The organism is Quadrisphaera sp. INWT6 (genome assembly GCF_015390235.1).
In the GTDB taxonomy this organism is placed as follows: Bacteria; Actinomycetota; Actinomycetes; order Actinomycetales; family Quadrisphaeraceae; genus Quadrisphaera.
Genome location: NZ_VUOH01000002.1, coordinates 76,114 through 100,296 on the forward strand (window position 1 = coordinate 76,114; position 24,183 = coordinate 100,296).

The following is a 24,183-nucleotide window of genomic DNA, read 5'->3' on the forward strand; positions in this document are numbered from 1 at the left end:
CTGGAACGGCCGACAAAGGGATGGAGGCAGCGGCTCCCGCGGTGGTCACCCGCTCGGCGAGTGGTTGCCGAGCGAGCGGCTGAGCGGAGTGCGAGCAGCGGACAAGCGCGGCGGTTGCATCGCGTGCGACGGGGTACAGGTGGTTCATGAAGGCACTCGTCTACAACGGCCCGCGCGACGTTTCGGTCACGGACGTCCCCGACGCCCGCATCGAGGCGCCCACCGACGTCATCGTCAAGATCACCTCCACGAACATCTGCGGCTCCGACCTGCACATGTACGAGGGGCGCACCGACGTGGAGCAGGGCAAGACCCTCGGCCACGAGAACATGGGCATCGTCGCCGAGGTCGGCTCCGGCATCACCCGGCTCAAGACGGGCGACCGCGTCTCCCTGCCCTTCAACATCGCCTGCGGCCACTGCCGCAACTGCGGCCGCGGCAAGACCGCGTTCTGCCTGGAGGTGAACCCCGGGATGGCCGGCGGTGCCTTCGGCTACGCCGACATGGGGCCCTACCAGGGCGGCCAGGCCGAGTACCTGCGGGTGCCGTTCGCCGACTTCAACGCGCTGCGCCTGCCCGGCGGGACCGAGCACGAGCTCGACTACACGATGCTGTCCGACATCTTCCCCACCGGCTGGCACGGCACCCGGCTGGCCGGCCTGGAGCCCGGGGAGTCCGTGACCATCATGGGTGCCGGCCCCGTGGGCCTCATGGCGGCGCTGTCGGCGCGGATCCAGGGCGCCGACCAGGTCTTCGTGGTCGACCAGCACCCCGACCGGCTGCGGCTGGCCGAGCAGGCGGGTGCGACCCCCGTCGACTTCTCCCAGGGCGACCCGGCGGAGCAGGTCCTGGAGGCCACGAAGGGCGTCGGCACCGACCGCGGCGTGGAGGCCGTGGGCTGGCAGGCCCACGACCACTCCGGCGAGGAGCACCCCGCCGGCACCCTGGACACCCTCGTCGAGGTGGTGCGCGCCACCGGCGGCATCGGGGTGGTGGGCGTCTTCCCCCCGCAGGACCCGAACGGCCCGGACCCGCTCATGAAGGAGGGGCGGATGGCGTTCCCCTTCGGGCAGTTCTTCACCAAGGGCCTGACCATGGGCACCGGCCAGGCTGACGTGAAGCGGTACAACCGCCAGCTGCGCGACCTGATCACCCAGGGAAAGGCCTCGCCGGGGTTCATCGTCAGCCACGAGCTGGACCTGGCGCAGGCCGCGGACGGCTACCAGCGCTTCGACGCCCGCGAGGACGGCTGGACCAAGGTCGTGCTGCACCCCTGAGCCCCCTGGCTGAGAGCTCTGGCCCCGCACCACCTGACACCGCTGCTCCCACCGAGAGGAACCCCACCGTGGCTTCCACGCGAGAGACCAACACCGCCGCACAACAACACCTGGGTGAGCTGATCAACGCCGGCGACATCGACCGCATCGACGAGGTCTTCGCCGCCGACGTCCTCGACCACGACAAGGCACCCGACCAGGGCGAGGGCGTGGAGGGCACCAAGGGCTTCTTCCGCACCCTGAGCTCTGCGTTCCCCGACGCCCACCTGGAGGTCGACCAGCTGGTCGCCGATGAGGACAACGTCGTGATCGCCTACCGCCTCAGCGGCACCCACCAGGGTGACTTCCAGGGGGTACCCGCCACCGGCAAGCGCATAGAGGTCCGCGGGGTGCAGGTGGGCCGCTTCGCCGACGGCAAGATCGTGGAGCGCTGGGGGGCGACCGACGAGCTCGGCATCCTGCGCCAGCTCGGCGCTCAGGTCAGCGCACCGGAGACGGTGCACTCCATCGCCCAGGGCGACCAGCCGGTGATGACTGAGCGCCAGGAGGGGTTCGACGTCGACGACATCCGCGACACTGCCACCGCGGCTACTGGCAGCGGGCGGGCCAACGATTCCGAGTACGAGGCCGGCGCCCACCGCTGATCGCTCACCCCACGCTCGAGGGTCCCGGCGCCACCCGCGCCGGGACCCTTTGACGGGAGGCTCAGCAGTCGTTGTGTACAGCGGCGAAAACCTCACGCAGGTCGGTCCGTGGCATCGCGCGGTGGCCCACCTGCTCAGTTCCCCCGTTCAACAGGTTGCTCGTGACAGCGAGGCCTTGCGCGGCCAGCACCGTGCGTGCATACGGTCGTCAAGGTGGGCGCGGGCGGTGAGTGTCCGCCCGGGTAGCGATCGCTCACCGGGCGTGTAGCTATGGCTCGACGGGTCTGCTGCATCGCGGCTTACTCACGCGCCCGTTTACACAGCGGCGCCACTGGTGAGCGCCTCCAGCGCGTGAGCCGACCGGGGCTGGTGACACGACTCACCTCAAGGGACCCGAACTCCAGGTCGACATATGTCACTGACGGAGCCGGTACTCCGGCTCGCCGCCGCCCCGCTCCAGCGCTGGAGGACATCAGGCCATGACTGCACTTGACCCCGCCAGCTCAGCGGACGCCGCAGGTGAGCTGATGCGCCCCACCCCGCCCATGGCCCACGACGTCTCACACCAGACCGGTGACGTCAGGGTCTGCGCCCAGACCCTGGCCCGTCACCACGTCACCGAGCACGGTGACCCCACCGGCCCGGTACTCCTGCTCGCCCACGGCTTCGGCGCCGGGCAGAACGCCTGGAACCGCCTACTGCCCCACTTCCCCGACCACCGCGTCATCACCTTCGACCACGCCGGCTCCGGGGCCACCGACATCACCGACTTCGACCACGACCGCCACGGCTCCCTGACTGGGTACGCCGAAGACGTCCTGGCCATCTGCGCAGCCCTCGACCTGCGCCAGGTCACCTACGTCGGTCACTCGGTGAGCTCCATGATCGGTGTCCTGGCGGCTGCCGCAGAACCCGATCGCTTCGCCTCCCTGGTGCTCATCGCCCCCTCGGCGCGTTACATCGATGACCCAGCCACCGGTTACCTCGGCGGGTTCTCCTACGAGGACATCACCGAGCTGTTGACTTCCCTGGACAGCAATTACTACGCCTGGTCCTCAGCGATGGCACCGGTGGTCATGGGCACCCCGGATGCCCCCGAGCTGGGTGCTGAGCTCACCCAGAGCTTCCTGGGCACCCATCCCGATGCAGCGCGCACCTTTGCCCGCGCCATCTTCCTGTCCGACACGCGCGTCGTCCTGCCCCGCATCGCCGCGCCGGTGCTGGTGCTGCAGTGCCGCCACGACGCCCTGGCACCAGAGGCCGTCGGCCAGGCCGTCGCCGCAGCCTTGCCCGCGGGTCGACTGGTGCACCTGAGGGCCACCGGACACTGCCCGCACGTCAGTGCACCCGCCGAGACCGCCGCCGCCATCCACCAGCACCTGTCAGCCCTGTCAGCCCTGTTAGCCCCGTCGACACGGTCGGGCGCATCCGCAGCCGCGGCGTCCACCGCGCAGCTGCCTGCCCTACGGCTGGCTTGAGCATGCTCGACGCCGCCGCCGACACCATGCCCTCACCCCTGCCGGTGCCGTCCGCCCATCCCGTCGCTCCCACCGGTCTCGAGCAGGTCACTGGGCCATCCACCGCCCAGGACTGGTGGCAGAGCTCACCATGCCCGCAGCTGGTCCTGGACGCTGACGCCGCCACCGTCGTGGAGGCCAACGACACCTTTTGGGCCTGGAGCGGGCTGCGCGCGAAGGATGTCCTCGGCACATCGTTTGCCCGCCTGCTGCCCGTGGGTGACCGCATCCTGTGGAGCACCCACTGCCTGCCCAAGCTCGAGAGCAGCGGGCGGGTCAGTGAGGTCTCCTTGCAGGTCATCGGTGCAGGTGGTCAGCGCCGAGCAGCGTTCCTGACTGCCTCGCGCCTCCCCCCAGCAGCGACCTTCGCCTCTGCCAGGGCGACTACCCACTGCGATGAGGAGCCCCCGCAGGCCAGCCAGGTCCTCGTGGCGCTGTTCGGTGCTGCTGAGCGACGCCGCTACGAAGAGGACCTGCTGGAATCCACCCGGCGCGCTGAGGCCTCAGAAACACGTCGCGCTCAGGCTGAGGCGGGGCTGCAGCACCTGGCCCACCACGACCCGGTCACCGGGCTGCTCAACCGCCGGGGGCTGCAGGTAGCCCTGCTGGGTCTGCTGGCCGGTGACACCACCGCCACTTCCACCTCTAGGACCACCGGCCACCACCCCGACAGCTCCAACACCGACACCGACACCGGCACCGGCACCGGCACCGACGGTGAACGCGACGCCGACGCGGCGGTCGCCCCACCGGGGTGCCCGGCGGTGTTCTTCATCGACCTGGACGGCTTCAAGGCCGTTAACGACGCCATCGGCCACGCCGGCGGGGACACGCTGCTGAACACCGTCGCCGAGCGTCTGCGCACCAGTGTTCGCGTCCAGGCGCTCCTGGCGCGCTTCGCCGGGGATGAGTTCGTCATCGCCGACCACCTGGCCACCCGCGCGGACGTCGACGCATTCTGCCAGCGGCTGCTCACCGCGCTGGCTGACCCGGTGGTGATCGCCGGGGTGGAGGTGGTTGTTTCGGCGAGCATCGGCGTCGCACGCTGCGCCGATGACCACCGAGATGGCGGTGCCCACGACTCTGCCGGCCGACTGGGTGAACCAGCCACGCGCGCTGATGTGCTTCTCCACCGTGCTGACTCGGCGATGTACCTGGTCAAGCACGGGATCGGTGCAGGGGGTACTGGTGGCTGGGCGGTTCATGACCCCAGCGCCCCAGACCCTGCTGCTGACCGGCTGAGGCTGCTGGAGCAGTTGCGCCACGCCATCACCGAGGGCCAGCTGCGCCTTCACTACCAGCCCCGCACCAACCTGTCCGACGGGTCGATCAGCGGCGTGGAGGCCCTGGTGCGCTGGGCCCATCCCGAACGAGGACTGCTCTCCCCGGCTCACTTCATCGAGGCCGCTGAAAGCTCCGGGCTGATCCGTGAGGTGGGGGCCTGGGTCATCCACACCGCGGTGGCTCAGGCCGCGTCGTGGAACGCCGCAGGCCGCCGGCTGCAGGTGGGGATCAACGTCTCCGCCCGCCAGCTGAGCGACTCCGCTCTGGTGGGGGTGGTCACTGCGGCGCTGGCGCGCCACGGCGTGCCGGCCTCGCAGCTCATCGTGGAGATCACCGAGACGGCGCTGATGGCGGACCCCAAGACGGCCGCAGCGAACCTGCACCAGCTGGCTGACTTAGGTGCACTGGTCGCGGTGGACGACTTCGGCACCGGGTACGCGAGCTTGACCTACCTGCGGACCTTCCCGGTGCACGAGCTGAAGATCGACCAGTCTTTCGTCGCGGGCATCGTAGAAAGTTCTGGGGACCGGGCGATCGTGGCCGGGTGCGTCCAGCTAGCGCATGCCCTAGGCCTGGTGTCGGTCGCCGAGGGGGTGGAGACCAGCGCCCAGCGGGATGTGCTGGTCGATCTGGGGTGCCAGGTGGCGCAGGGCTATCTGTTCGGGCGACCACAGGCTTCTGACTCGCTTCAGTGCTGATGGATGTGTCCTAGGGCATCAACTCGACCGACCACTCCGACCACTCCGACCACTCCGGCGGCACCGCCGGTTGCCTGAAACGCGCTACCGCTCACCGCTCCGCCTCAGCACATCGCCTTCAAGGGATGAAGGCTCTGCGTGCGATGGTCACCCCATGGCCAGTGATGCACCTGCAGAGCACCTCGAGCGAGAGCTCGCCGTGCTCCTGCGCCGCGCCCGCGGCATCTCCGGCCAGCTGGCCACGCAGCTCCACCCCGACTTAGAGCCCGGGGGCCTACGGCCTGATGCTCCACGTGGCGGCCCAGGAGGGTGCCCGGGCTAGCGATATGGCCGCCTACCTCGGCATCGGCAAGCCCACCATCTCCCGACAGCTCGCCACCCTGGAGCGCCTCAGCCTCATCGAGCGCACCCGCGACCCCGAGGACGCTCGCGCCCAGGTGGTGACCCTCACCGCCGCCGGCACCGCCCAGGTCGAGCAGGTGCGCGCCGCCCGCCGGACCCACGTGCACCAGATGCTCAGCGGCTGGAGCGACGACGACGTCGAGCTGCTCGCGAGATTGCTGGACCAGCTGAACCGCACCCTCGCCCAGGAACCGGTGGAGGACACCACCCGTGGTGGCTGAGCGCTGACCCCTCTGGCCGTCTGGCTAACTGGCCAGAACTCGCCCCAGCCCCACCTGCCAAGTCCGGCCCCGGCCTTGAGCGCACCATCGCCCAGACGAGTGAGCCAAAAAGCACACAGCGACTGCAGCTACCACGATGAGGACTGAACCAGCCCCCGGAGGTTTCCTTGAGCGGCCGGTCCATCCTGTTCACGACTACCAGGTGCTGCCTGACTCTGATCGGGGCCGCAGGGCTGGGGTGCATCGCGGCGCTACTCACCGTGATCGTCGCCGCAGTCGCCGCCGCGGCCCTAGCGCTGCTGGTGGTGCCCGTCTTCGCCTCTGCCACCGCCGTCGGTGGCGGCAGTGCTATCGGTGCTGTCGGTGCTATCGGGGCCGGCAGTGTCATCGGAGTTGGCGTGGTCGTGGGAATGCTGGTCTTCGTGTTGTCCGCCCCGCTGGTGTGGCGCACTACCTGGTGAGCAACTTCTCGACGTCCATCCCCGTGACTCACCCCTGCCCCATGCAGGACTCAGGCATCGAAAGGCCTTGAGGTGGACGGCGGTGCGCGGTGGGTGCGCTGGCCCGCCACGGGCACCCACCGGGCCCCAGGGCTGGCCTACGAGGCGCTGGCGCCCGCACCAGGCCCGCCACTACGCCCGGGCACCCACAGCCCACCCGCCCGCACCGATGGTTCTGACCGACGGTCCTCACCGATGATCCGGGCCTTCCGGCTGCCACGCCGCCCATGGCGGGGACCTGTCCAGCCCAATGAAACGGGCCCACCACCAGCTGCCGTCCCCAACATCACACAGCGCCACGCACAGTGGTTGCCTAGGGTGCGCTGGTGCCGTCCTGGGTGATCCGCAAAACGCTGCCCACCCACGACTTCGGCTTCGGTCAAGGACAAGCCCACGGCGCCGCCGTGACCAGCCCCCACTTCCTGTACTGGGCCGGTACCCACAACGCCTACCCGCGCGCCCCCTCATGGGTGTGGCTGTCCGGGCTGTGCCCCCAGGTCGCTTACTTCCGCACCCGTGCTGACGCCGAGGCAGCCGCCTACGACTTCGCCGGTGACTGGAAGCGCGCCTTGAGCATCAGAGCCGTCGCTGTCGACGCCCCCAGCCCACGGCACTGATCCCTGCTCGTCGACCTGCTCGTCGGCATCCTCGTCAACCAGCAGACGGTGGGGCCCGGACGCACTCAGAACATGTGCTGATACAGCAGCTTGGCCAACACCTCGCGGCGCTGTTCGGCTACAGCGGCTGCCTGCTTCCATGCCAGGTCGTTCTCGCACTCCACCACCTGAGCCACCGCTGCCAGCAGCTGGATGTACCCCTCCAGGAAGACCACGTCCTCCAGCGCCCCGGTGCCCGCCTCCGCGCGGCTCATCCGCGCCTCCACCTCGCCCACCTGTACCGAACGGGCGCGCAGCTGGACCAAGTACAGCCGCACCGCCTCACAGCGGGCCTGGCGTGCGTGCTCTCGGCACAGCTGCCTGGTCCAGGCGTGCTCGAGGAGCTCGCGGCCAAGGGCGGCCCTGCTGGCGGTAGTGACCCCAGCGCTCCCGGTGGTGACCTCGGTGCCGGTTTCAAGGATGGTCGCGCTGGTGCCAGCGGCGCCCTCTGTAGCCTCGCGGTGCTCCGCCTCTTGCTTCGGTGTGGGACCGGACTCACCCGCGGACGGAACTGCACTGACGCCGCCGATACCGCCGATGAGGCCGGAGCTGCTCGGGATGCCGTGGGCTGGCATCGCCAGCGCCGCGGTCGCTGTGTGGCGACAGTCGGCGACGCTGCAGTTCACCGACCCAGGGTGCAGCACTGCCGGCCCGCGATCGGGCAGTGATGACGCTGGCGTGTCGCTGCACCGCTGTGGGGAGCCAGAGCGCTGGCGAGGACGTGATGGGCAAGGGTGTCTAGGCCCGATGGGAGGTGAGGCTCATCTCCTCCTCAGCCCCTGCCGTGCCTGGAGAAAAGTGGCGGGCGGCAGAATCGCTGCTGCTGCCGCTGCTGCCGATCCCCCCCTGCGCGCAGCAGCGGCAGCCCTGGCAGCCCGAGAGCGCTCGGCGGCCGCAGCCTGGCTGGCGGGCACCGGCCCGGCAAGTCCCTGCCAGGGCATCAGGCGCCATCGCAGCCACGCCGCTGGGTAGGCCACTCCCCCCCCCGGCGGAGAGCAACCGCCGTTCTGTCCACGGCTGCCCCCCGCGGCAGCGGCGTTTTCACTGCGCGACTAGTCAACGTGCACGGCGACCAAGACGCTCGTTGACCATGCGGTACCTGCCGTGGACTGCCGCAACGACTGCCCGAATACGGTCGGCGGCCTGCTGATGACCGGGCGGGGCACTTCAGCGGATGTTGTTGCGGTGCCAGTCGGTGGAGATGCTGACGAGCGCTTCGGCGCCACACACATGACCAACGAGTGACGGCACTCCACACCGACGGCCACCCCGAGGCTCAGATGCTCTTGCAGCACTGCCGTCAGGTGCCACGCCCGCGCAGCTGTCCTGCGACAGTGAGCCCATGGACGAGCAGCGCAGCTCAACCCCGTACGACCGTCGCCTCCAGACGCGCCCGTCACTAGCCGATACCGGCTCCGTGCTGAACACCGAGGCCGTGGCTTTCCGCATGGCAGCCCTGGCCCGCGACCTGCAGCAGCAACACGGTTCTCACGCCGTGATGGACCGCGCCGTCGCCGCCGCCGTGGCGCTGGTGCCCGGCGCCGAGCACGGCGCCCTCTCCGTGGTTGGCGCCCGACGCACCCTGACCCCCGCCGCCACGACCGGTGACCTCGCCCAGGGGATGGAGGCCCTGCAGAACGACGTGCGCCAGGGCCCCGGCCTGGAGGCCGCCTTCGACCACCGCACCTGCCGTGTGGACGACCTCAGCGCAGAGACCACTCGCTGGCCAGCGCTGGCAGCCTGCGCCGGTCAGGTGGGGGTGGCCAGCGTGCTGTGCCTGCCGCTGTTCGTCAGCGAGGACCGTTTGGGGGTGCTGAGCCTGTTCAGCACCGCTCTGCGCGCCTTCGACGAGGCATCTGAGCACATGGGCCTGGTGCTGGCCGCACATGTCGCTGTTGCTGTGGCCAGTGCCCAGGAGGTGGAGAACACCGCCCGCGGCTTGGAGCACCGCGACGTCATCGGCCAGGCCAAAGGCGTCTTGATGGAACGCCACCGGCTCAGCGCACAGGAGGCCTTCGACGTCCTGGCCAGGTTCAGCCAGGAGACCAGCCGCAAGCTGCACACGATCGCCGTGGAGGTCGCCGCCTCCACGACGACCTGCACGCCTCGTTGAGTGGTCCTCGACCACGACGACCAAGCCCTGAGCCAGACGCTCCTCGGTCACGGTCGGCATAGAGATCTCACGCGACAGGTCGGTGGTGGTCGCGCAGGTGAGGGCCACCGCCCCTGCCACCACTCCGGGTAGACGTCAAGGTCTGGGCCGTTGGGCGGCGCGCACCACGGCCGTCGACGACCTAGAACCGGCCGTGGACTGCGCCCGCCTCCGAACACAGCAGCGCTCGGACCTCACATGAGGTCCGAGCGCTGCTTTGAGGAAAGCCCCCCGGCTCTTCCACACACTGCATCGGCAAAGGCGGGGAAGACCTTGAGTTGCCTGTGAACCTCAGCCCTCACCCGAGGCGTCCTCAGCCCAGGATGGCTCGCGTCACCGCCACCTGCTCGGTCAGCACACCCGCGATCACGTTCTGCGTCTCGTTGATCTCATCGACCACCGCGGTGATCGCCGACAGGCGCCCGATCACGTCCTGCACCTGCGCCTGGATGACCCCCACCCGCTCATCGACCTCCGTGGTCGCCTGCGCGGTGCCGTTGGCCAGCTCCTTGACCTCCCCAGCCACCACCGCGAACCCCTTCCCCGCCGACCCTGCCCGCGCAGCCTCGATGGTGGCGTTCAGCGCCAGCAGGTTGGTCTGGGAGGCGATGGCCTGGATGGTGGAGACCACCTTGGAGATCTGCGCGCTGGACTCCCCCAGCCCAGCGACCTCCGCATTCGCCTCCACCGTCAGCGCCCGGCCGCGCTCAGCGACACCGGTGGCGGCGATGACGTTGCGCTCGACCTCCTCGATGGAGATGACCAGCTCACGACCAGCGACGTTCAGCTTCTCTCTCGCGGCGATCCGCTCCAAGGCCTGGCCCAGCAGGAAGCCGGTGTTGCGCAGCGCCGACTCGCGGCTCGCGGACATCACCAGGGTGCGGGTGGCGAAGAAGTCCAGGGTGCCCACCACCTCACCGCCGACGATGATCGGCAGGCACACGCCGCTCTGGACGCCCGCAGCACGGGCAGCGGGTGCGCGCACGCAGTCGGTGACCTCCGCCAGGTCCGGCACGAACAGGAAGTCCCGACTCGCCCAGGTGCGCCCCGCCACCCCCACCCCCTTGGCGAAGGTGGCGCTCATGGTGACCCGGCGGAACTCCTCGTTGACCGAGCCCACCTCGGTCTCGAAGCGCAGGGCCTGGCCGCGCTCGTCCAGCTTCCAGAACGAGCCGTAGTCCCAGCCGAACCCGGAGCGGATCGTCTCCAGGGCGAACCGCACCGCCTTGGCAGGGTCTTCGGCCTTGGACAGCTCACGCAGCACGGCGTTGACAGCCCGGACGTCCTGGGCGGCCTTGGTCTGGTTCTCCGCCTCGCCGGCGCGCTCCAGGGCCTGGGAGACCAGGACCCCAATCGAGCGCAGCACCTCCAGGCGGCGCGGGTCCAGCTCCAGGGTGACGTCGGTGAAGAAGTCCATCGTCCCCACATCAACGCCGTGCTCGAGCAGGGGGAAGCACACGCCGCTGCGCACCCCCGAGCGCTGGGCGACGGGGGCGCGCACGCAGTCGGTGAGCTCGGCGATGTCGCGGATGAAGACCACGTCGCGGGCCTTCCAGGCCCGCCCCGACAGACCCACCCCTTCACAGAAGGAGGCCGACCGGGTGACCTGGCGGAACTCCTCACTGGTCGCCCCGGACTCCTGGACGAAGTGCAGCGCGGCGGCTGTGCCCTTGCCCTCGACCTTCCAGTAGGAGCCGTAGACCCAGCCGAACTGGGTGCGCACCGACTCCAGGGCGATGCTGACGGCCTGCTGCGGGGTGGTGGCGGTGGCGATGGCCTTGACGACCTCGACCACAGCGCGCACGTCGGCCTCGGCGTCGGCGGCGGTGGCCTGGGCGAGCTGGAGGGCAGTGGTACGGCTAGGGCGTGTCTGAGCGATCACGCTGCGTTCGGGGTACTACCCCCACATGGCAGCTGACCGCCACGACCTCCCCGACGCCCAGTGGCACCTGCTCGAACCGCTGCTACCCGACCGCACCCCACGCCGCGGCGGCCGCTGGGCCGACCACCGGCCCGTCATCGACGGGGTCATCTGGCGGGTCCGCACCGGCTCACCATGGCGAGACCTACCGGCGGCCTACGGTCCCTGGCAGCGTTGTCGACTCCGTCTACGACCGCCATCGACGCTGGTCAGCTGACGGCACATGGGAGAAGGTCCTGGACGCGCTGCGCACCGAGTGCGACCTGGACCTCACTGCGCAGGAGGGTGAGTGGGTGGTGTCCATCGACTCCTCGATCATGCGCGCTCACCACGACGCCGCCGGCGCCAGAGGTGAACCACCACGCGACGTGCCGCCCGAGCGCCTGGCCGCGCAGGTCCCACCCAGCCCCCGGGAACGGGGGCGTTCGGGGGGTCAACACCGGACACCTCGACCCGGAAGCCGCCAGGCGCCAGGCCAGCCGTGAGCGAGAGGGCCTGGGGCGGTCCCGCGGTGGCCTGAGCAGCAAGGTGCACCTGCTCGCCGATGCCCGCTGCCGTCCCCTGGTGTGCGCGGTCAGCCCCGGCCAGCGCGGGGACACGTTGGCCTACCCGGTCCTGATGGGCCGGCTTCGCATCCCTCGAAGCGGGTGCGGGCGCCCGCGCACCCGACCGGACCGGGTGATGGGTGACAAGGCCTACTCCAGTCGTCCAGTGCGCGCTGACCTGCGCCGTCGTCACATCACCGCGACGATCCCGGTGCCAGATGACCAGGCCGGTCACCGGCGCAAGCGCGGGTCGCGCGGGGGTCGTCCGTACGCCTTCGACGCGGAGGCCTACAAGGGCCGCAACGTCGTGGAGCGGACGTTCGCCAAGCTCAAGGACAACCGGGCGTTCGCGATGCGTACCGACAAGCGGGGGTACATCTTCGCCGGGACGGTGGCGGTGGCGGCGCTGCGGATCTGGCTGCGGGACCTCACTCGGCGAGATCCGTCAGACACGCCCTAGCACGCTTCACGAAAGGCACGCTCCTCGGCTGGACGTTGCCGGCAGGCGCCGAACAGTGGTGCATCGACACTCCCTGCGCTGCGCTGTAGCGCCTACCTGTACCGGCGTCCACCACGCTCTATGGGACGAGGACCGACGTCACCCCTGTCCCGGGGTTGGTCCGCCGACCGCAGCGGGCGCCGCTGACAAGGTTCAGATGCTGAGCGGATAGTCGCCGGCAGGCGGCGGCTACAGCAGCAGGTGGCCGATGTCGATACGCCGTGGTGTCCTCCGTCAACCGTGTCGATGGCCGCCAGCGCTGGCGGCCCCCGGGCTTGCTGTCACTGCCCGAGGACGTCTGGCGCACCCGCCACCGCTGGGTCACGGTCCCGGAACCCCACCGGACTGGCCAGCCTCATCGGCCCCAAGCCGCTCGGCGAGTGAGCCGCCGTCGGGGACGCCGCGGAGGCGCCTCCATCCTGTGGACCGGCGCTCAGTCCTCGCTCCGGTCCTCGTGGAAAAAACAGGTTGCCCCCGAGAGTTGGGGCCGGCGACGCCTCCACCGCGCTCGCAACCCCACCGCATCTCGGCAGAAGACGACCCCTCCGAGGGGGGAGGTGAACGCAGCGTGATCGCATCTGGGGGTCGGTCAGTCCGCACATGGTCCGCAACTCGACCCGGCACAGCAGCTGCCAGCCAACGCCTCCCAACGTTAATTGCGCAGGTCAGGTGGCTTGTGGCCAGAACGGAAGACGGTTGACCAAGATCTTCTAATCCGATGGTCGCTGGTTCGAATCCAGCCGGGGGCGCCGACCGCCCGTCGCGGGGTCCAGGTCCTTGAGCACGGAAACTGTCGCCGAGGCGACGGCTCGCGATGGAGCGCGAGTCCTCACGACGATGCCTCCCCGGCCCCCGGCGCCAACATCTCGCCAACACCTGCACCGGCACTCGCCGCCAGAAGCGCGACCAACCGGTCCGCGCCGTCGAGGGCCACGGAGTCGTAGACGTGCGTGCAGAGGTTCGCCGTGATGGCGATCGACGAGTGGCCCAGGCGCTCGCGACCCGAGGGGGTGCCGCCATCGGCAGGACCGGTGGGGATGAGTTCGTGGTGGACGGCGTCGTGGTGGGAGGCGGGGTCAGCATCGGTGTCCACGCCCGCGATGCGCCCTCATCGGTGCGGGAGCTGCTGGCCGGGGCGGACGCGGCGGTGTACCGGGCCGAGTACGGCGCTCCCCCCGCGAGGCGCCCGCCGGCGTGCACGGCGGGTCGTTCCCTGAGCACGTGCTGCTCTCCGCCCGCGTGGTGTGAGGCGACGAGACGGGTCCCCCGACGGTCCGCGTCCGCCTGCACGCGGCCGCTGCTCCGCGAGGACCAGCGGCCTCGTCACCGCCCGGGGGCGGCGATGTCGATGCATGCGATGGTGGCGTCCTGGGTGGGCCCGTCGACGCCCGCCGCCTCCAGCAGGTTCGCGACCACCTGGCGCACGACCTCCTGGGGGTCTTGGTCGAAGGCGCGAGCAGCCGCGCCCTCGGCCCGGACCGAAGACTCCCCGGGGTCGCCGAAGCCGTCACCCAGCAGCACCAGGCGGTCACCGCCCAGCGCGGGCACCTCGGTGGCGACGAAGCGGGTGTCACCGGTGGCCCCGACGGGGTCGTTCTCAGCCAGCGCCAGCGCAGTCATCCGCCCCCCGCGCTGCAGCAGGGCTCGCATCCCCGTCGTGGCCACCGCCTGCACCGCGACGCGGTCCGGCTCGTGCTCGAGGTCCGGTTCCAGCTGCAGGCGGACCACGAGCGCATCGACGGTGGCCTCGCCGCGGTGGTGGCCGTAGACGGCCTGGTCGACCAGGGCGACCTGGTCGACCAGGTCCAGTCCCAGCGTGCGCGCGTGCCGCAGCGCCCCCAGGGCCAGGGCCAGCACCACCGGGGCCCGGCGCCGGTGGGTGCGGCAGTCCAGCAGCGCCACCTCCAAGCACGCACCGCGGCCGGCGGTGGCGGGCACGAGCTCGGTGTCGTGGGCGTCGGTGGCAGCGTCCCAGGCCGGCTCGAGGTGGGTGGCCACCTCCACCCCGCGGGTGCGCACGTGACGCGGCCCCAGCTGCCGGGCCTGCATCTCAGCGGACACGGTCCACGGGTGGGTGCGGGTGCCCAGCTGCAGCACGCGGGTCCCGGCGCACGCCGCGACCAGCACCGGCCCTGATGCCTCGGCCAGAGCGGCGAACACGTCCGTCCAGCTCTCCTGGACGGCACCAGGGGGCGGCTGCGCGCTCAGGACCCCGATGCGCCCTCCGTCCAGCACGGGGGCGTGCAGCCAGACGTGGCCGACCTCGGCGAAGTGGCCGCGCACGACCAGGCGCCCGGTCCGCAGCGCCTCTCCCTCGGCGCTGGCGTCCACCGACAGCGCCTGGCCCGGCGCCGCTGCCGCCGGCCCGCGAGCGGGCTGGGGCCACTGCGCCAGGGGGACGAGGACCCGGCAGTCCTGGGAGAGCAGGTGCAGCCTGACCCGCGGCGCCGCGGTCAGCTCGGCGAGGGTCCGCACCAGCACCGCCGGTGCCTGACCGGGGTCGGCCGCCGCCATGGCCCGGTGCAGGTCGACCACCGCATCACGAGGCCGGGACACCACGGCCCCAGCCGGTGCGGCGGGCGCTGAGGTCGCCCCCAGCCGGCGCACCAGGTCCTCGAGCTGGTCCCGGTCGGGGCCGTCCGCGGCGGCCAACAGGTCGCCCATCGCCGCGGCGCGGGCATCCAGCCAGCGGTGCAGGACCTCGCGGCCCTGCCGGGTGAGCACCAGCTCGACCTCGCGGCGGTTGTCCGCGGCGTCGCGGCGCAGCAGCAGACCGGCAGCGCTGAGCCGGTCTGCCAGGCGGCTGGCGGTGGAGACCGCGACCTGCAGAGCCTCGGCCGCGGCGCTGATGGTGCTGACCGAGCGCTCACCCAGGTGGTCCAGGACCCGCAGCTGGGAGGCGGTGACGACCGGCTCGACGAGGGCGCTGGCCTGCTCGGTGCCGTCCACCACCAACGAGGACAGGTGCAGCAGCCCTGCGCGCAGCTGCTCGTCCATGCGCCCCATGGTCGCGGGGTCGGCGGTGAGCGCCAACTGCGGGGCGCCGGGTTCCGGTTGTGGGTCGCACCGATCAGTCCTAGCGTCCCAATCACTTGCACGTCGCAAAGGTTTACGGGTGCGAGTCCACAACGTCGGCTCCTGGCGTCGCGGCCCTACTACGCCCCACCGCGGCCTCTCCACGCACCCAGGTGCGCCACGGGACGGCCCTCACGCCCTCACACCACCCGCCCTCGCCCGACACGCGGGCCCCGCACGTGACGCGGTCCCGGCCGGGGCCGCACCGCGCGCACCCGCAGCGCCTCGAGAGACCCCTTGGAGCACCCATGCCCTCAGCCGGAATCCTCGCCGTGGAGTTCACCGCGACCTCCACCTACACCAGCGCCCAGTACCTGCTGGTGCTGTACTCCTTCGTCGTGGCGGCCTTCGCGCTGTTCGCCACCGGCCTCTACAGCGCCAAGACCAGCTCAGACATCTCCAAGGCCTACCGCACCGCCGGCAACGCCAGCACCCTCATCTGCTGGATCGCGACCCTGGCCTACGTCGTGCTCGTCCTGGAGTGGGTCTTCGGCTTCACCCCCTCCGCGGACGGCTCCACCTACACCCCCGACGCCGGAACCGTCATCACCGAGCTGCGCTACATGGACTGGTCGGTCACCGTCCCGCTGCTCACCATCGAGATCCTCGCGGTGGCCGCGCTCAGCCGCACCCAGGCCTTCAGGCTGCGCGCCATCGCGGTCCCCGCAGCCTTCCTCATGATCATCACCGGGTACCTGGGCGTCGTCTTCGGCCAGGACGCCCGGGTCGGGACCACCAGCGCCCTGTGGATCTGGGGCGCGGTCAGCACCGTCTTCTTCGTCGTCCTGTACTGGGTGGCCGCCAAGGCCTACAAGGCCACCGCCGACCAGGTCTCGGCAGAGACCCGCACCAGCTACCGCAACGCCCTGGTCCTGCTGTTCAGCGTCTTCGGCGCCTACCCGCTGGCCTACCTCATCCCCGCCGTCGCCGGCGCCGACAGCGGCGCCTGGGGCACCACCGAGCAGCTGGTCTTCACCTTCTCCGACATCATCGCCAAGGCCGGCTTCGGCATCCTGATCCACAAGGTGGCCAAGCTGCGCACCGCTGAGGACGCCCGCGCCGCTGGTGGTGGCGACGACGAGCGTGCTGCGGCCTCGGTGCCGGACACCCTGCCCGCGCAGGTGTGGATCTCCGGTGAGCTCGTCTCCCTGCCGCCCCAGCCCACCGCCGCCCCTGGCGCGGCGAGCCGGGCGACGAGTGGCGCGGAGAGCAGCGGTGCTGCCGGAGCCGTTGACGGCATGCCGGCCGCGCGCAGCCGCGGCGAGCGCTGAGCCGGACCACCAGCCAGCGACGTCCGCGTCTCGACCGAGGACGAGCTGTGGCCCTTGTGAGCCACGTGCGCTCAGCGGTTCCGCTGCCCGCCGGCGCTGCACGCGCCGCGGCAGCGGAACCGCACACCACACCGCCTGTCGCACCACCTGCGGCGCCGGCCTCCGTCCCTCAGGGCACCCGAGGCACCCCGGCGGACCCCGAACCCCAGGTGCTCCCCCACGCAGGCAGGGGCTGGCGCCTGCTGCTGATCTCACCCGTGCTGGTCGCTGCCGGCGTCGCTGCGGCGGCTGCGACTGCGGCACTGGTGACGGGCGGCACCGGGGCCCTCACCGGGGCCGTCCGCGCCGGTGGGGTCTCCCTGGGTCCCGCCGGAGCGGTGCTGCTGGTGGTCAGCCTGCTGGTGGGTCTTCCTCACGGCGCGGTGGACCTGCTGCGCCCGGAGGTCATCAGCCCGACCGCGACCCCGCGGCAACGCCGACGCGCCGGGTGGGCCTACGTGGGCACCGCCGCAGCAGCGGCTCTGGCCTGGGTGCTCGCGCCGCTGCCGGTCCTGCTGGTGCTGCTGGTGCTGGCGGCGGTGCACTTCGGCACCGCCGACGACGTCAGCGCCCGCTGGACGGGCTGGTCACGCCCTCGACTGCTCACCTGGGTCCGCGTCACCGCGCTGGGAGGGGCAGCGGTCGCCGTCCCCCTGGGGGTGCACGGAGACGCCGTGCACCAGGTCCTGGGCGCCCTCAGCGGAGGACAGGCCGACCTGGTGCGAGCGGTGATGCGCGCCGCCAGCGGGGTGGCGCTCGTGGCGGCCGCGGTGACGGTGGCCGACGCGACGGCGCACCGGCGCTGGGCGGCCGCCGCCGAGCCGGTCGCCCTGGTGGCCCTGTTCGTCCTGGTGACCCCGCTCGTGGCCTTCGCGGTCTACTTCGGGCTGTGGCACTCCTGGCGCCAGGTGGTGCGGATGGTCGCCGCCGACGCCAGCCGGGAGGCCACCACGGTCCGCCGCGCCGTGACGGCGCTGCTGCGCACAGCGGCCCCGCCCACCGCGGTGACCGTGGCGGTGCTCGCCCTGGCGGTCTCGACCACCGGCAGCGCGCTGCTGCCGATCGCCCTGGTGGCCGTGCTGTGCTTGACGGTGCCCCACGGCATGGCCGTCGCACTGACCGACCGCCGCCTCCAGGTGCGCGGATAGCCAGCCCCCGGTGCGACGGACAGCAGGTCGCTCGACAGGGTGGCTCGACGCGCCACGAGGTCCCACCGGGAGGTGCGGGCGACCGAGGACCCGTCGGTCTTCCCCCTGCGCGAGACCGTCGGCGGGCTGCCCCTCGACCGTCCCGCGACGACCGTCGCCGTCCACGACGTCGAGGACACCGGTACCGGGTACCCGCTCGGGTGCTACATCCAGGTGTCCGACGACCCCGGCCCACCTCGACGTCGTGGCCGCCGCCGAGAGCGCCGACGGTGCGCGTGGGCGCTGCGGCTCCGACGACTCCGCGGGTGCGGGTCGACGCCGAGGACGACGGCGGGGAGCTGCGGGCCCGGGCGGACCAGGAGAGCCCGGCGGCGAGCGCCCCGGAGGGTCGTGGTGCCCGGGACGGCTCAGCAGCTGCGCGCCGGACCGGGCATCACACCCAGGCGCTCGGCGATGACGACCAGCGCGCGCAGCTGCTCCCCCTCGAGCGGGGACAGCACGTGGGTGCGGACGGCGTCGACGTGCCCCGGGGCCGCCGCCTCGACGACGTCCCACCCAACGTCGGTCAGGGCGGCCACGGTGAAGCGACCGTCCGCCGGGTCGGGGAAGCGGTGCACGAGGCCGCGCTGCTCGAGCTTCCTCACCACGTTGGACAGGCGCGACAGCGACCCGCTGGCCAGCCGCGCCAGCGAGCTCATCCGCGTGCTGCGACCGGGCAGCATCGACAGCGAGCTGAGCACCATGTACTCGAACAGGCTCACGCCCGACTCGCGCTGGAGCTGGGCGTCGAGCGGGCCGGGCAGCAGCGAGGCCAGGCCGACGACGGCCTTCCACGCCTCCTGCTGCTCCTCGGACAGCCAGCCCCCGGCCGGTGGGGCCGGTGCGCCCGGTGCGCCGGGTGCAGAGGAGACGGCTGCAGCGGCAGACGCGGCAGGCGCGGCCGGGCTCGCGGCGCAGCCGTCGTCGCCGCAGGGATCACCGTCCACACACCGACGGTAGTGGGAGCGACGGCGCGGTGACGCCGCCCAGACGGATGACTCCAAGCATGAAGTCATCTGCTACGTTTACTTCACCCGTGAAGTCACGGCCCGAGCGAGGAGACACCATGACCCTGTTCCGCCTGGACGCCAGCATCCGCGTCGACGGGTCCGCCAGCCGCGAGCTCGCGGACGCCGTCGAGGCCGAGTGGCAGCTCGCCCACCCCGGCGACGCCGTCACCCGCCGCCACGTGGGCACCGAGCCCCTCCCGGCCACCACCTGGGGCGAGGCCGTCACCGGCTCGATGACCCCCGAGAGCGCGCGCACGCCCGAGCAGCGCGGAGCGCTGGCCCTGGCCTCCGAGCTGGTCGACGAGCTGACGTCCGCCAGCGCCGTCCTCCTCGCCGCGCCCCTGTACAACTACGGCGTCTCCCAGCACGTGAAGGCGTGGGTCGACCTCGTCATCGCCGGCAGCACGCCTGGCACCCGCCTGCTCGAGGGCGTCCCGACGGTGCTGGCCACCGTCCGCGGCGGCAGCTACAGCGCCGGGACGCCCCGCGAGGGCTGGGACCACTACACCGCGTACCTGCGCCGGATCCTGGCTGACGTCTGGGGCGCCGACCTGACCGTCGTGGAGCGCGACTTCACGCTGGTGGGCGTCAACCCCGCGCTGGACGCGTTCACCGAGCAGGCGAAGGCCCTGCACACGCGGGCGCTGTCCGCGGCCCGCGAGGCCGGTCGCGCGCTCGGGGTCGTCCCCGTCGCCTGACCCGGCCCCCGCGCCCGTCGGCTGCGCCGCGCCCCTGAGCGCGGTGCAGCCGGTGGAGGGGGACCACGTCCCCGGCGGTGCGGGCGGGAAGCCGGGCACGCAGGCGGTGCCGCGCTCGGCGCACGGCAGCACCCGAGGGCGTCAGAGGCGGAAGGCCGCCACCGACTCCCGCAGCTCCCGCGCCGTGCGGGCCAGCTCCGCGGCGGTCCGCGTCGACTCCGCAGCGCTCTCGGTCGTGCGCGCCGAGGCGCTCGCGACACCGGAGATGTTCGTGCTGATCTCCTGCGCCCCAGAGGACACCTCGGTGACCGAGCGCACCATCTCCGCCGTCGTGGCCGACTGCTGCTCCACCGCCGAGGCGACGGTGGCCTGCAGCGCGTCGATCTGCCCGATGACCGCGCTGATCTGCTCGATCGCCGACCGGGCGTCGGTGGCGTCGGCCTGGGCGGTCTGCACCCGGGCCACGATCTCGTCGGTGGCCCGCGCGGTCTGGCCCGCGAGGTCCTTGACCTCACCGGCGACGACGGCGAAGCCCTTGCCCGCCTCACCGGCACGGGCGGCCTCGATCGTGGCGTTCAGCGCCAGCAGGTTCGTCTGCTCCGCGATCGAGGTGATCAGCTTGACGACGTCACCGATCTCCCGGGAGGAGACCCCGAGGCGCTCCAGGGTCGCGCTGGCCTGCTCGGCCGTCGCGACGGCGGCGGCCGCCGTCTGCGAGGCGGTCGCGGTGGAGGAGGCGATCTCCCCGATGGCGGCGGTCATCTCCTCGCCGGCGGCGGCGATGGTCGACATGGAGGCCGAGATCTCCTCGCTCGCCCCCGCGACCACGCCGGCCTGGGCGGAGGACTCCTGGGCCCCCGCCGACAGCTCGCTCGAGACCGACGTCAGCCGCTCGGAGGTCTGCGCCAGGTCGGTGGCCCGCCCGGTGATCTGCTGCACGACGCCGGCGAGGTTGGCGATGGAGGCGTCGGTGGCGACGGCGAGCTGGCCGACCTCGTCCTTGCTGGTGATGCCGGTGCGCTGGTCCAGGCGGCCCTCGGCCAGACCCTGCACGACGCCCAGGACCGTCGTGAGGGGGCGGGAGATGGAGCGCGACAGGGCCACGGCCACCGCCACGGCGGCCAGCAGCGCGACGGCGGCGGTGGCGACCATGAGGAGCAGCGCGGTGCGGAAGGCCGCGGCCCCAGCTGCGGCGGCGGCCTTGCCGTCGGCGAGCTCGGCGTCGTAGAGGCCGTCCATCGCGGTGGAGATCTCCTTGGTCAGCGGCGCCACGACCTCGTCGCGGTGCTGGGCGTACCCGGCGTTGTCACCGGCCTGGGCGAAGGTGAACAGCGCCTTGCGCGCCTCGCGCCACTGGCCCACCAGCTCCCACGCCGCGGCGCGCTGCGCGTCGGTCGCGCCCGTCTGCCCCGTGTCGTAGCGGTTCCAGTCGGCGTCGAGGCTGGCCTCGTGCTCGGTGTTGCCATCCAGGGCCAGCTGCATGGTCTTGGGGTCGTTGATGCCCGCCTGGGCGCGGGAGGTGTCCTGGCGCAGCAGCTGGATGTCGAGGCGGGCCGCAGCCAGGGCCTCGAGCGAGACGAGGTTGCCCGAGTACATGTCGTCGAGGCGGTGCTGCGCCTGCGACAGCCGGGTGGCCCCGACCCCCAGCACCACGAGGAGGAGCACGCAGACCACGGCGAAGGCCGCGCCCAGCTTGGTGGACACCTTGAGGTCGCGCACTGCTGCGAGCACCGGGAACTCCTCTTCGGGGGGGGGGAAAGGCTTCCCCCACCCTTCGGCCAGTTCCCCCGGGCACTTGATGCCGGGCTGCGACACCTCCCCGCACCGGGTGCACCTCAGCGGCTGCCGCCGGACCCCTCCGGCTCAGGGGCAGCCGACCACCTCGGCGGTCCCGGTCCCGTCGAGCTCCGCCGGGAGGCGCTCCGGGCCCGCCTCGGGCGGGCGCGGCCGGTCCTGCGGGTAGAGCCGCACGGCCACCAGGGCCACGTCGTCCTCGGCGGGGCCGGGCAGCATCCGGCTCAGCACCGCGTCGCACAGGGCGTCGGCGCCGAGGTCCAGCGCCGCGAGCTGCTCGAGCACCGACCGGAGCCGCTCGAGGCCCTCCTCGAGGGACTGCCCGCGGCGCTCCACCAGGCCGTCCGTGTACAGCAGCACCGTCGCGCCGCGCTGGAGGACCTCCACGCGCTCGTGGCGCTCGGTGTCCGGCAGCACGCCCAGGAGCAGGTCCGCCGCCCCGCCGTCGAGCACCACCACGGCGCCGTCCGCGCGGACGACCATCGGTGGGGGGTGGCCGGCGCTGGACCAGCGCAGCAGCGTCTCGCTGCGGCGCACGTGCTCCTCCGACTGCTCCAGCCGCGCCACCACGGCCGTGGCGGTGGTGGCCACCCCGAGGGTGCGCATCACCCCGTCGACGCGGCCCAGCAGGTCCGCCGGACCGACCGGACCGTCGGCGCCGATGCCCCTCAGCAGCGTGCGCACCTGGCTCATGGCCGCGGCGGCCTGGGTGTCGTGGCCGACGACGTCGCCGATCACCAGGACCGTGGCTCCTCCCGGCTGCAGGAACGCGTCGTACCAGTCACCACCGACCTGCGCCGCCTCGGCCGCTGGCGCGTACCGCACCGCCACGTGGGTGTGGTCGGGCTCGGGGGGAGCGGTGAGCAGGGAGCGCTGCAGGCCGGAGGCGAGGTCCCGCTGCTGCCGGTACAGGCGGGCGTTGTCCAGGGCCAGGCCAGCCCTCCCGGCGACGTCCACGGCGGTCGCCAGCTCCTCCGGGCCGAAGGGACCGCGCTGCGGGCCGGCGAACAGGCTGAGCACCCCGAGGGTGCGTCCGCGGGCGCGCAGCGGCACCACCGCGCCGTGGGCCGGCGCGAGCCGGGTGATCAGGTCGACGGCCTCCGGGGTGCTGAGCGTCGCGGCGACGGCGGCCGTCGCGTCGTCGGGCACGACGACGGGGCGGCCCTCCGCGAGCGCCTGCAGCAGGTAGGCCCCGGGCCTCAGGGCCTGGAGGCGGAGCCGGGCGTACTGCTCGACGAGCGGCAGCTGGCTGGGGTCGACGTGAGCGCCGCCGACGTCGCGCAGGCCGCGGGCCGACGCTGCGCCGGGGCGCCCGCCGGCCTCCGGGTGGTCGTCGTCGACGAGGGTGACCATCGCCCAGTCGCCCAGGTCGGGGACGACGAGCCGGGCCAGCTGCCGCAGGGCCTCCTCGGCGTCGAGGTGCTCCACCAGCGCGGTGGTGACGTCGGCGATGAGGGCCGTCCTGCGCGCGGCGGCCATCGCGGCCTCCCGCGCGCGGTGGCGTTCGGTGATGTCGAGGAAGTAGACCGACAGGCCCTCGGCGGTGGGCACGGCGCGCACCTCGTACCAGGCGTCGAGCGGGGCGGGGTAGTGCGCCTCGAAGGTGATCGGCTCCCCCGTGCGGACGGCCCGCCGGTAGTGCGTCTCGAAGTCGGAGGACACGGAGGCGGGGAACAGGTCCCAGATGCTGGCGCCCAGGAGGTGCTCCCGGGGCAGCTGCAGGAGGCGCTCGGCGTGGGTGTTGACGTACGAGAAGCGCCAGGACCTGTCGAGGGCGAAGAACGCGGCGTTCATGGCCTCGTGCACGGCGGCGACGGCGGCCTCGCCGGCGCGCGTGCCGGTGATGTCGAGCGTGGCGCCGAGCAGGCGCTCCACGCGGCCGTCCTGCCCGCGCAGCGGCTGGCCCTTGGCGCTGATCCACCGGCTGGTGCCGTCGGGCAGCTGCACCCGGTACTCGCACTCGAAGTCGGTGCCGCCCTCCACGGAGGCCATGAGGGTGCGGGAGACGCGCTCGAGGTCGTCGGGGTGCACGCGGTCGTTGAAGGCCTCGATGGTCCTGTCGAAGCCGTCCGCGGAGTAGCCGAACTGCTCCACGAGGCGCTCGTCCCAGTGCAGCTGGCCCGTGGTCAGGTCCCAGTCGAAGGACCCGACGCCGGCCGAGGCGATCGAGAGGTCCCACAGCAGCCGGCGGGCCTCCTCCTGGACCGGCGCGGTGGTCGAGGAGGCCAGCTCCAGCGCCGCGGTCGCGAACGACGCCAGCTGCTCGAGCACCCGCTGCTCCTCGGCGGTCCAGCGGCGCGGCAGCGGGTCGGAGACGCACAGGGCCCCGGTCACCCGGCCCTCGCGCGAGACCAGCGGCGCGGCGAGGTAGGCGGCCACCGCGCCGGAGACCACGGCGGGCAGGCCGGCCACCCGCTCGTCGGCCGCGGCGTCCTCGATCGCGACGGTGCCGCGGCTGACCGCGGTCAGGGAGCACAGCGCCTCGTCGAGGGGCACCTCCTCGGCCAGGCCGCGGGCCAGGCCGGCGGCCGCGGCGATGGTCTGCACCTCGGTGAGCAGGGACACGTGCGCCGCGGCCGTGCCCAGCAGGCGCATGGCCAGCTCCGCCAGGTGCTGCAGCGCGGGGGCGGCCGCGGCGTCGGCCGCCCGGCGCGCGGCGGAGCGGCTGGAGGGCAGGCCGGCGGCGGAGAGCTGGGGCCTCGCGGTCCGCCGGGGCGACCGGTCTCCTGGAGGTGGCACGACGCGTCCTTCACGACGCCAGACGCACCTGCTCGACGTGCTGGGGCCGCGGGG

Annotated in this window: 18 protein-coding genes and 1 pseudogene; 12 read left to right on the plus strand and 7 right to left on the minus strand. The window is 72.4% G+C overall.

Annotation, left to right across the window (positions count from 1 at the left end):
- The first annotated feature begins 146 nt into the window (after positions 1-146).
- The 7 genes from F1641_RS05305 to F1641_RS05335 all read left to right on the plus strand — a co-directional run bounded on the left by F1641_RS05305 (position 147) and on the right by F1641_RS05335 (position 7,160).
- A complete protein-coding gene (locus F1641_RS05305; RefSeq protein ID WP_194903465.1) occupies positions 147-1,277 on the plus strand; it encodes a glutathione-independent formaldehyde dehydrogenase in 1,131 nt (376 codons plus the stop codon).
- A gap of 68 nt (positions 1,278-1,345) precedes the next feature.
- Positions 1,346-1,921, plus strand: a complete 576-nt coding sequence (locus F1641_RS05310) for an ester cyclase (RefSeq protein WP_194903466.1) — start codon at positions 1,346-1,348, stop codon at positions 1,919-1,921.
- A 545-nt stretch (positions 1,922-2,466) separates the two neighbouring features.
- Entirely contained in the window at positions 2,467-3,399 is a 933-nt protein-coding gene (locus F1641_RS05315) for an alpha/beta fold hydrolase (RefSeq protein ID WP_194904815.1), read from the plus strand.
- 2 nt (positions 3,400-3,401) lie between these two features.
- Positions 3,402-5,420, plus strand: a complete 2,019-nt coding sequence (locus tag F1641_RS05320; RefSeq protein ID WP_206690659.1) for a bifunctional diguanylate cyclase/phosphodiesterase — start codon at positions 3,402-3,404, stop codon at positions 5,418-5,420.
- Between the two features lie 326 nt (positions 5,421-5,746).
- Positions 5,747-6,043, plus strand: coding sequence for a MarR family winged helix-turn-helix transcriptional regulator (locus tag F1641_RS19725; protein ID WP_206690660.1), 297 nt, complete (start codon positions 5,747-5,749; stop codon positions 6,041-6,043).
- Between the two features lie 260 nt (positions 6,044-6,303).
- Positions 6,304-6,504: a hypothetical protein gene (locus tag F1641_RS05330; RefSeq protein ID WP_194903467.1), complete on the plus strand. Its 201-nt coding sequence runs from the start codon at positions 6,304-6,306 to the stop codon at positions 6,502-6,504.
- A gap of 365 nt (positions 6,505-6,869) precedes the next feature.
- Positions 6,870-7,160: a hypothetical protein gene (locus F1641_RS05335; RefSeq protein ID WP_194903468.1), complete on the plus strand. Its 291-nt coding sequence runs from the start codon at positions 6,870-6,872 to the stop codon at positions 7,158-7,160.
- Between the two features lie 65 nt (positions 7,161-7,225).
- Here the strand turns inward: F1641_RS05335 and F1641_RS05340 are convergent, their stop codons facing one another.
- Positions 7,226-7,825 (minus strand): hypothetical protein, encoded by a 600-nt coding sequence (locus tag F1641_RS05340; protein ID WP_194903469.1) that lies wholly within the window; start codon positions 7,823-7,825, stop codon positions 7,226-7,228.
- Positions 7,826-8,541: 716 nt separating this feature from the next.
- Here F1641_RS05340 and F1641_RS05345 point away from each other — a divergent pair.
- Positions 8,542-9,312 carry a GAF and ANTAR domain-containing protein gene (locus F1641_RS05345; RefSeq protein ID WP_194903470.1) on the plus strand — a complete coding sequence of 257 codons (771 nt, stop codon included), beginning with the start codon at positions 8,542-8,544 and terminating at the stop codon, positions 9,310-9,312.
- A 352-nt stretch (positions 9,313-9,664) separates the two neighbouring features.
- On the opposite strand, the gene F1641_RS22935 is transcribed toward F1641_RS05345, so the two are convergent.
- Positions 9,665-11,233 (minus strand): GAF domain-containing protein, encoded by a 1,569-nt coding sequence (locus tag F1641_RS22935; protein WP_309225408.1) that lies wholly within the window; start codon positions 11,231-11,233, stop codon positions 9,665-9,667.
- 25 nt (positions 11,234-11,258) lie between these two features.
- Here F1641_RS22935 and F1641_RS05355 point away from each other — a divergent pair.
- A pseudogene (locus tag F1641_RS05355) lies at positions 11,259-12,277 on the plus strand (IS5 family transposase).
- Between the two features lie 868 nt (positions 12,278-13,145).
- Here the strand turns inward: F1641_RS05355 and F1641_RS05360 are convergent.
- On the minus strand, positions 13,146-13,409 hold the full coding sequence (locus F1641_RS05360; RefSeq protein WP_194903471.1) for a hypothetical protein: 264 nt from the start codon (positions 13,407-13,409) through the stop codon (positions 13,146-13,148).
- 230 nt (positions 13,410-13,639) lie between these two features.
- Positions 13,640-15,313, minus strand: coding sequence for a SpoIIE family protein phosphatase (locus F1641_RS05365; RefSeq protein ID WP_194903472.1), 1,674 nt, complete (start codon positions 15,311-15,313; stop codon positions 13,640-13,642).
- A gap of 326 nt (positions 15,314-15,639) precedes the next feature.
- Here F1641_RS05365 and F1641_RS05370 point away from each other — a divergent pair, with 326 nt between their 5' ends.
- Positions 15,640-16,662, plus strand: coding sequence for a bacteriorhodopsin (locus F1641_RS05370; protein WP_194903473.1), 1,023 nt, complete (start codon positions 15,640-15,642; stop codon positions 16,660-16,662).
- Positions 16,663-16,919: 257 nt separating this feature from the next.
- Positions 16,920-17,849, plus strand: coding sequence for a Brp/Blh family beta-carotene 15,15'-dioxygenase (locus F1641_RS05375; RefSeq protein ID WP_194903474.1), 930 nt, complete (start codon positions 16,920-16,922; stop codon positions 17,847-17,849).
- A gap of 407 nt (positions 17,850-18,256) precedes the next feature.
- Here the strand turns inward: F1641_RS05375 and F1641_RS05380 are convergent, their stop codons facing one another.
- A complete protein-coding gene (locus F1641_RS05380; RefSeq protein ID WP_309225409.1) occupies positions 18,257-18,835 on the minus strand; it encodes a MarR family winged helix-turn-helix transcriptional regulator in 579 nt (192 codons plus the stop codon).
- A 119-nt stretch (positions 18,836-18,954) separates the two neighbouring features.
- On the opposite strand from F1641_RS05380, the gene F1641_RS05385 reads away from it, so the two are divergent.
- A complete protein-coding gene (locus F1641_RS05385) occupies positions 18,955-19,596 on the plus strand; it encodes an FMN-dependent NADH-azoreductase (protein WP_194903476.1) in 642 nt (213 codons plus the stop codon).
- A gap of 141 nt (positions 19,597-19,737) precedes the next feature.
- Here F1641_RS05385 and F1641_RS05390 read toward each other — a convergent pair whose 3' ends face one another.
- Together F1641_RS05390 and F1641_RS05395 are read right to left on the minus strand one after the other, a co-directional pair.
- A complete protein-coding gene (locus F1641_RS05390) occupies positions 19,738-21,327 on the minus strand; it encodes a methyl-accepting chemotaxis protein (protein ID WP_194903477.1) in 1,590 nt (529 codons plus the stop codon).
- A 132-nt stretch (positions 21,328-21,459) separates the two neighbouring features.
- On the minus strand, positions 21,460-24,129 hold the full coding sequence (locus tag F1641_RS05395; RefSeq protein ID WP_309225410.1) for a SpoIIE family protein phosphatase: 2,670 nt from the start codon (positions 24,127-24,129) through the stop codon (positions 21,460-21,462).
- Between the last annotated feature and the right edge of the window lie 54 nt (positions 24,130-24,183).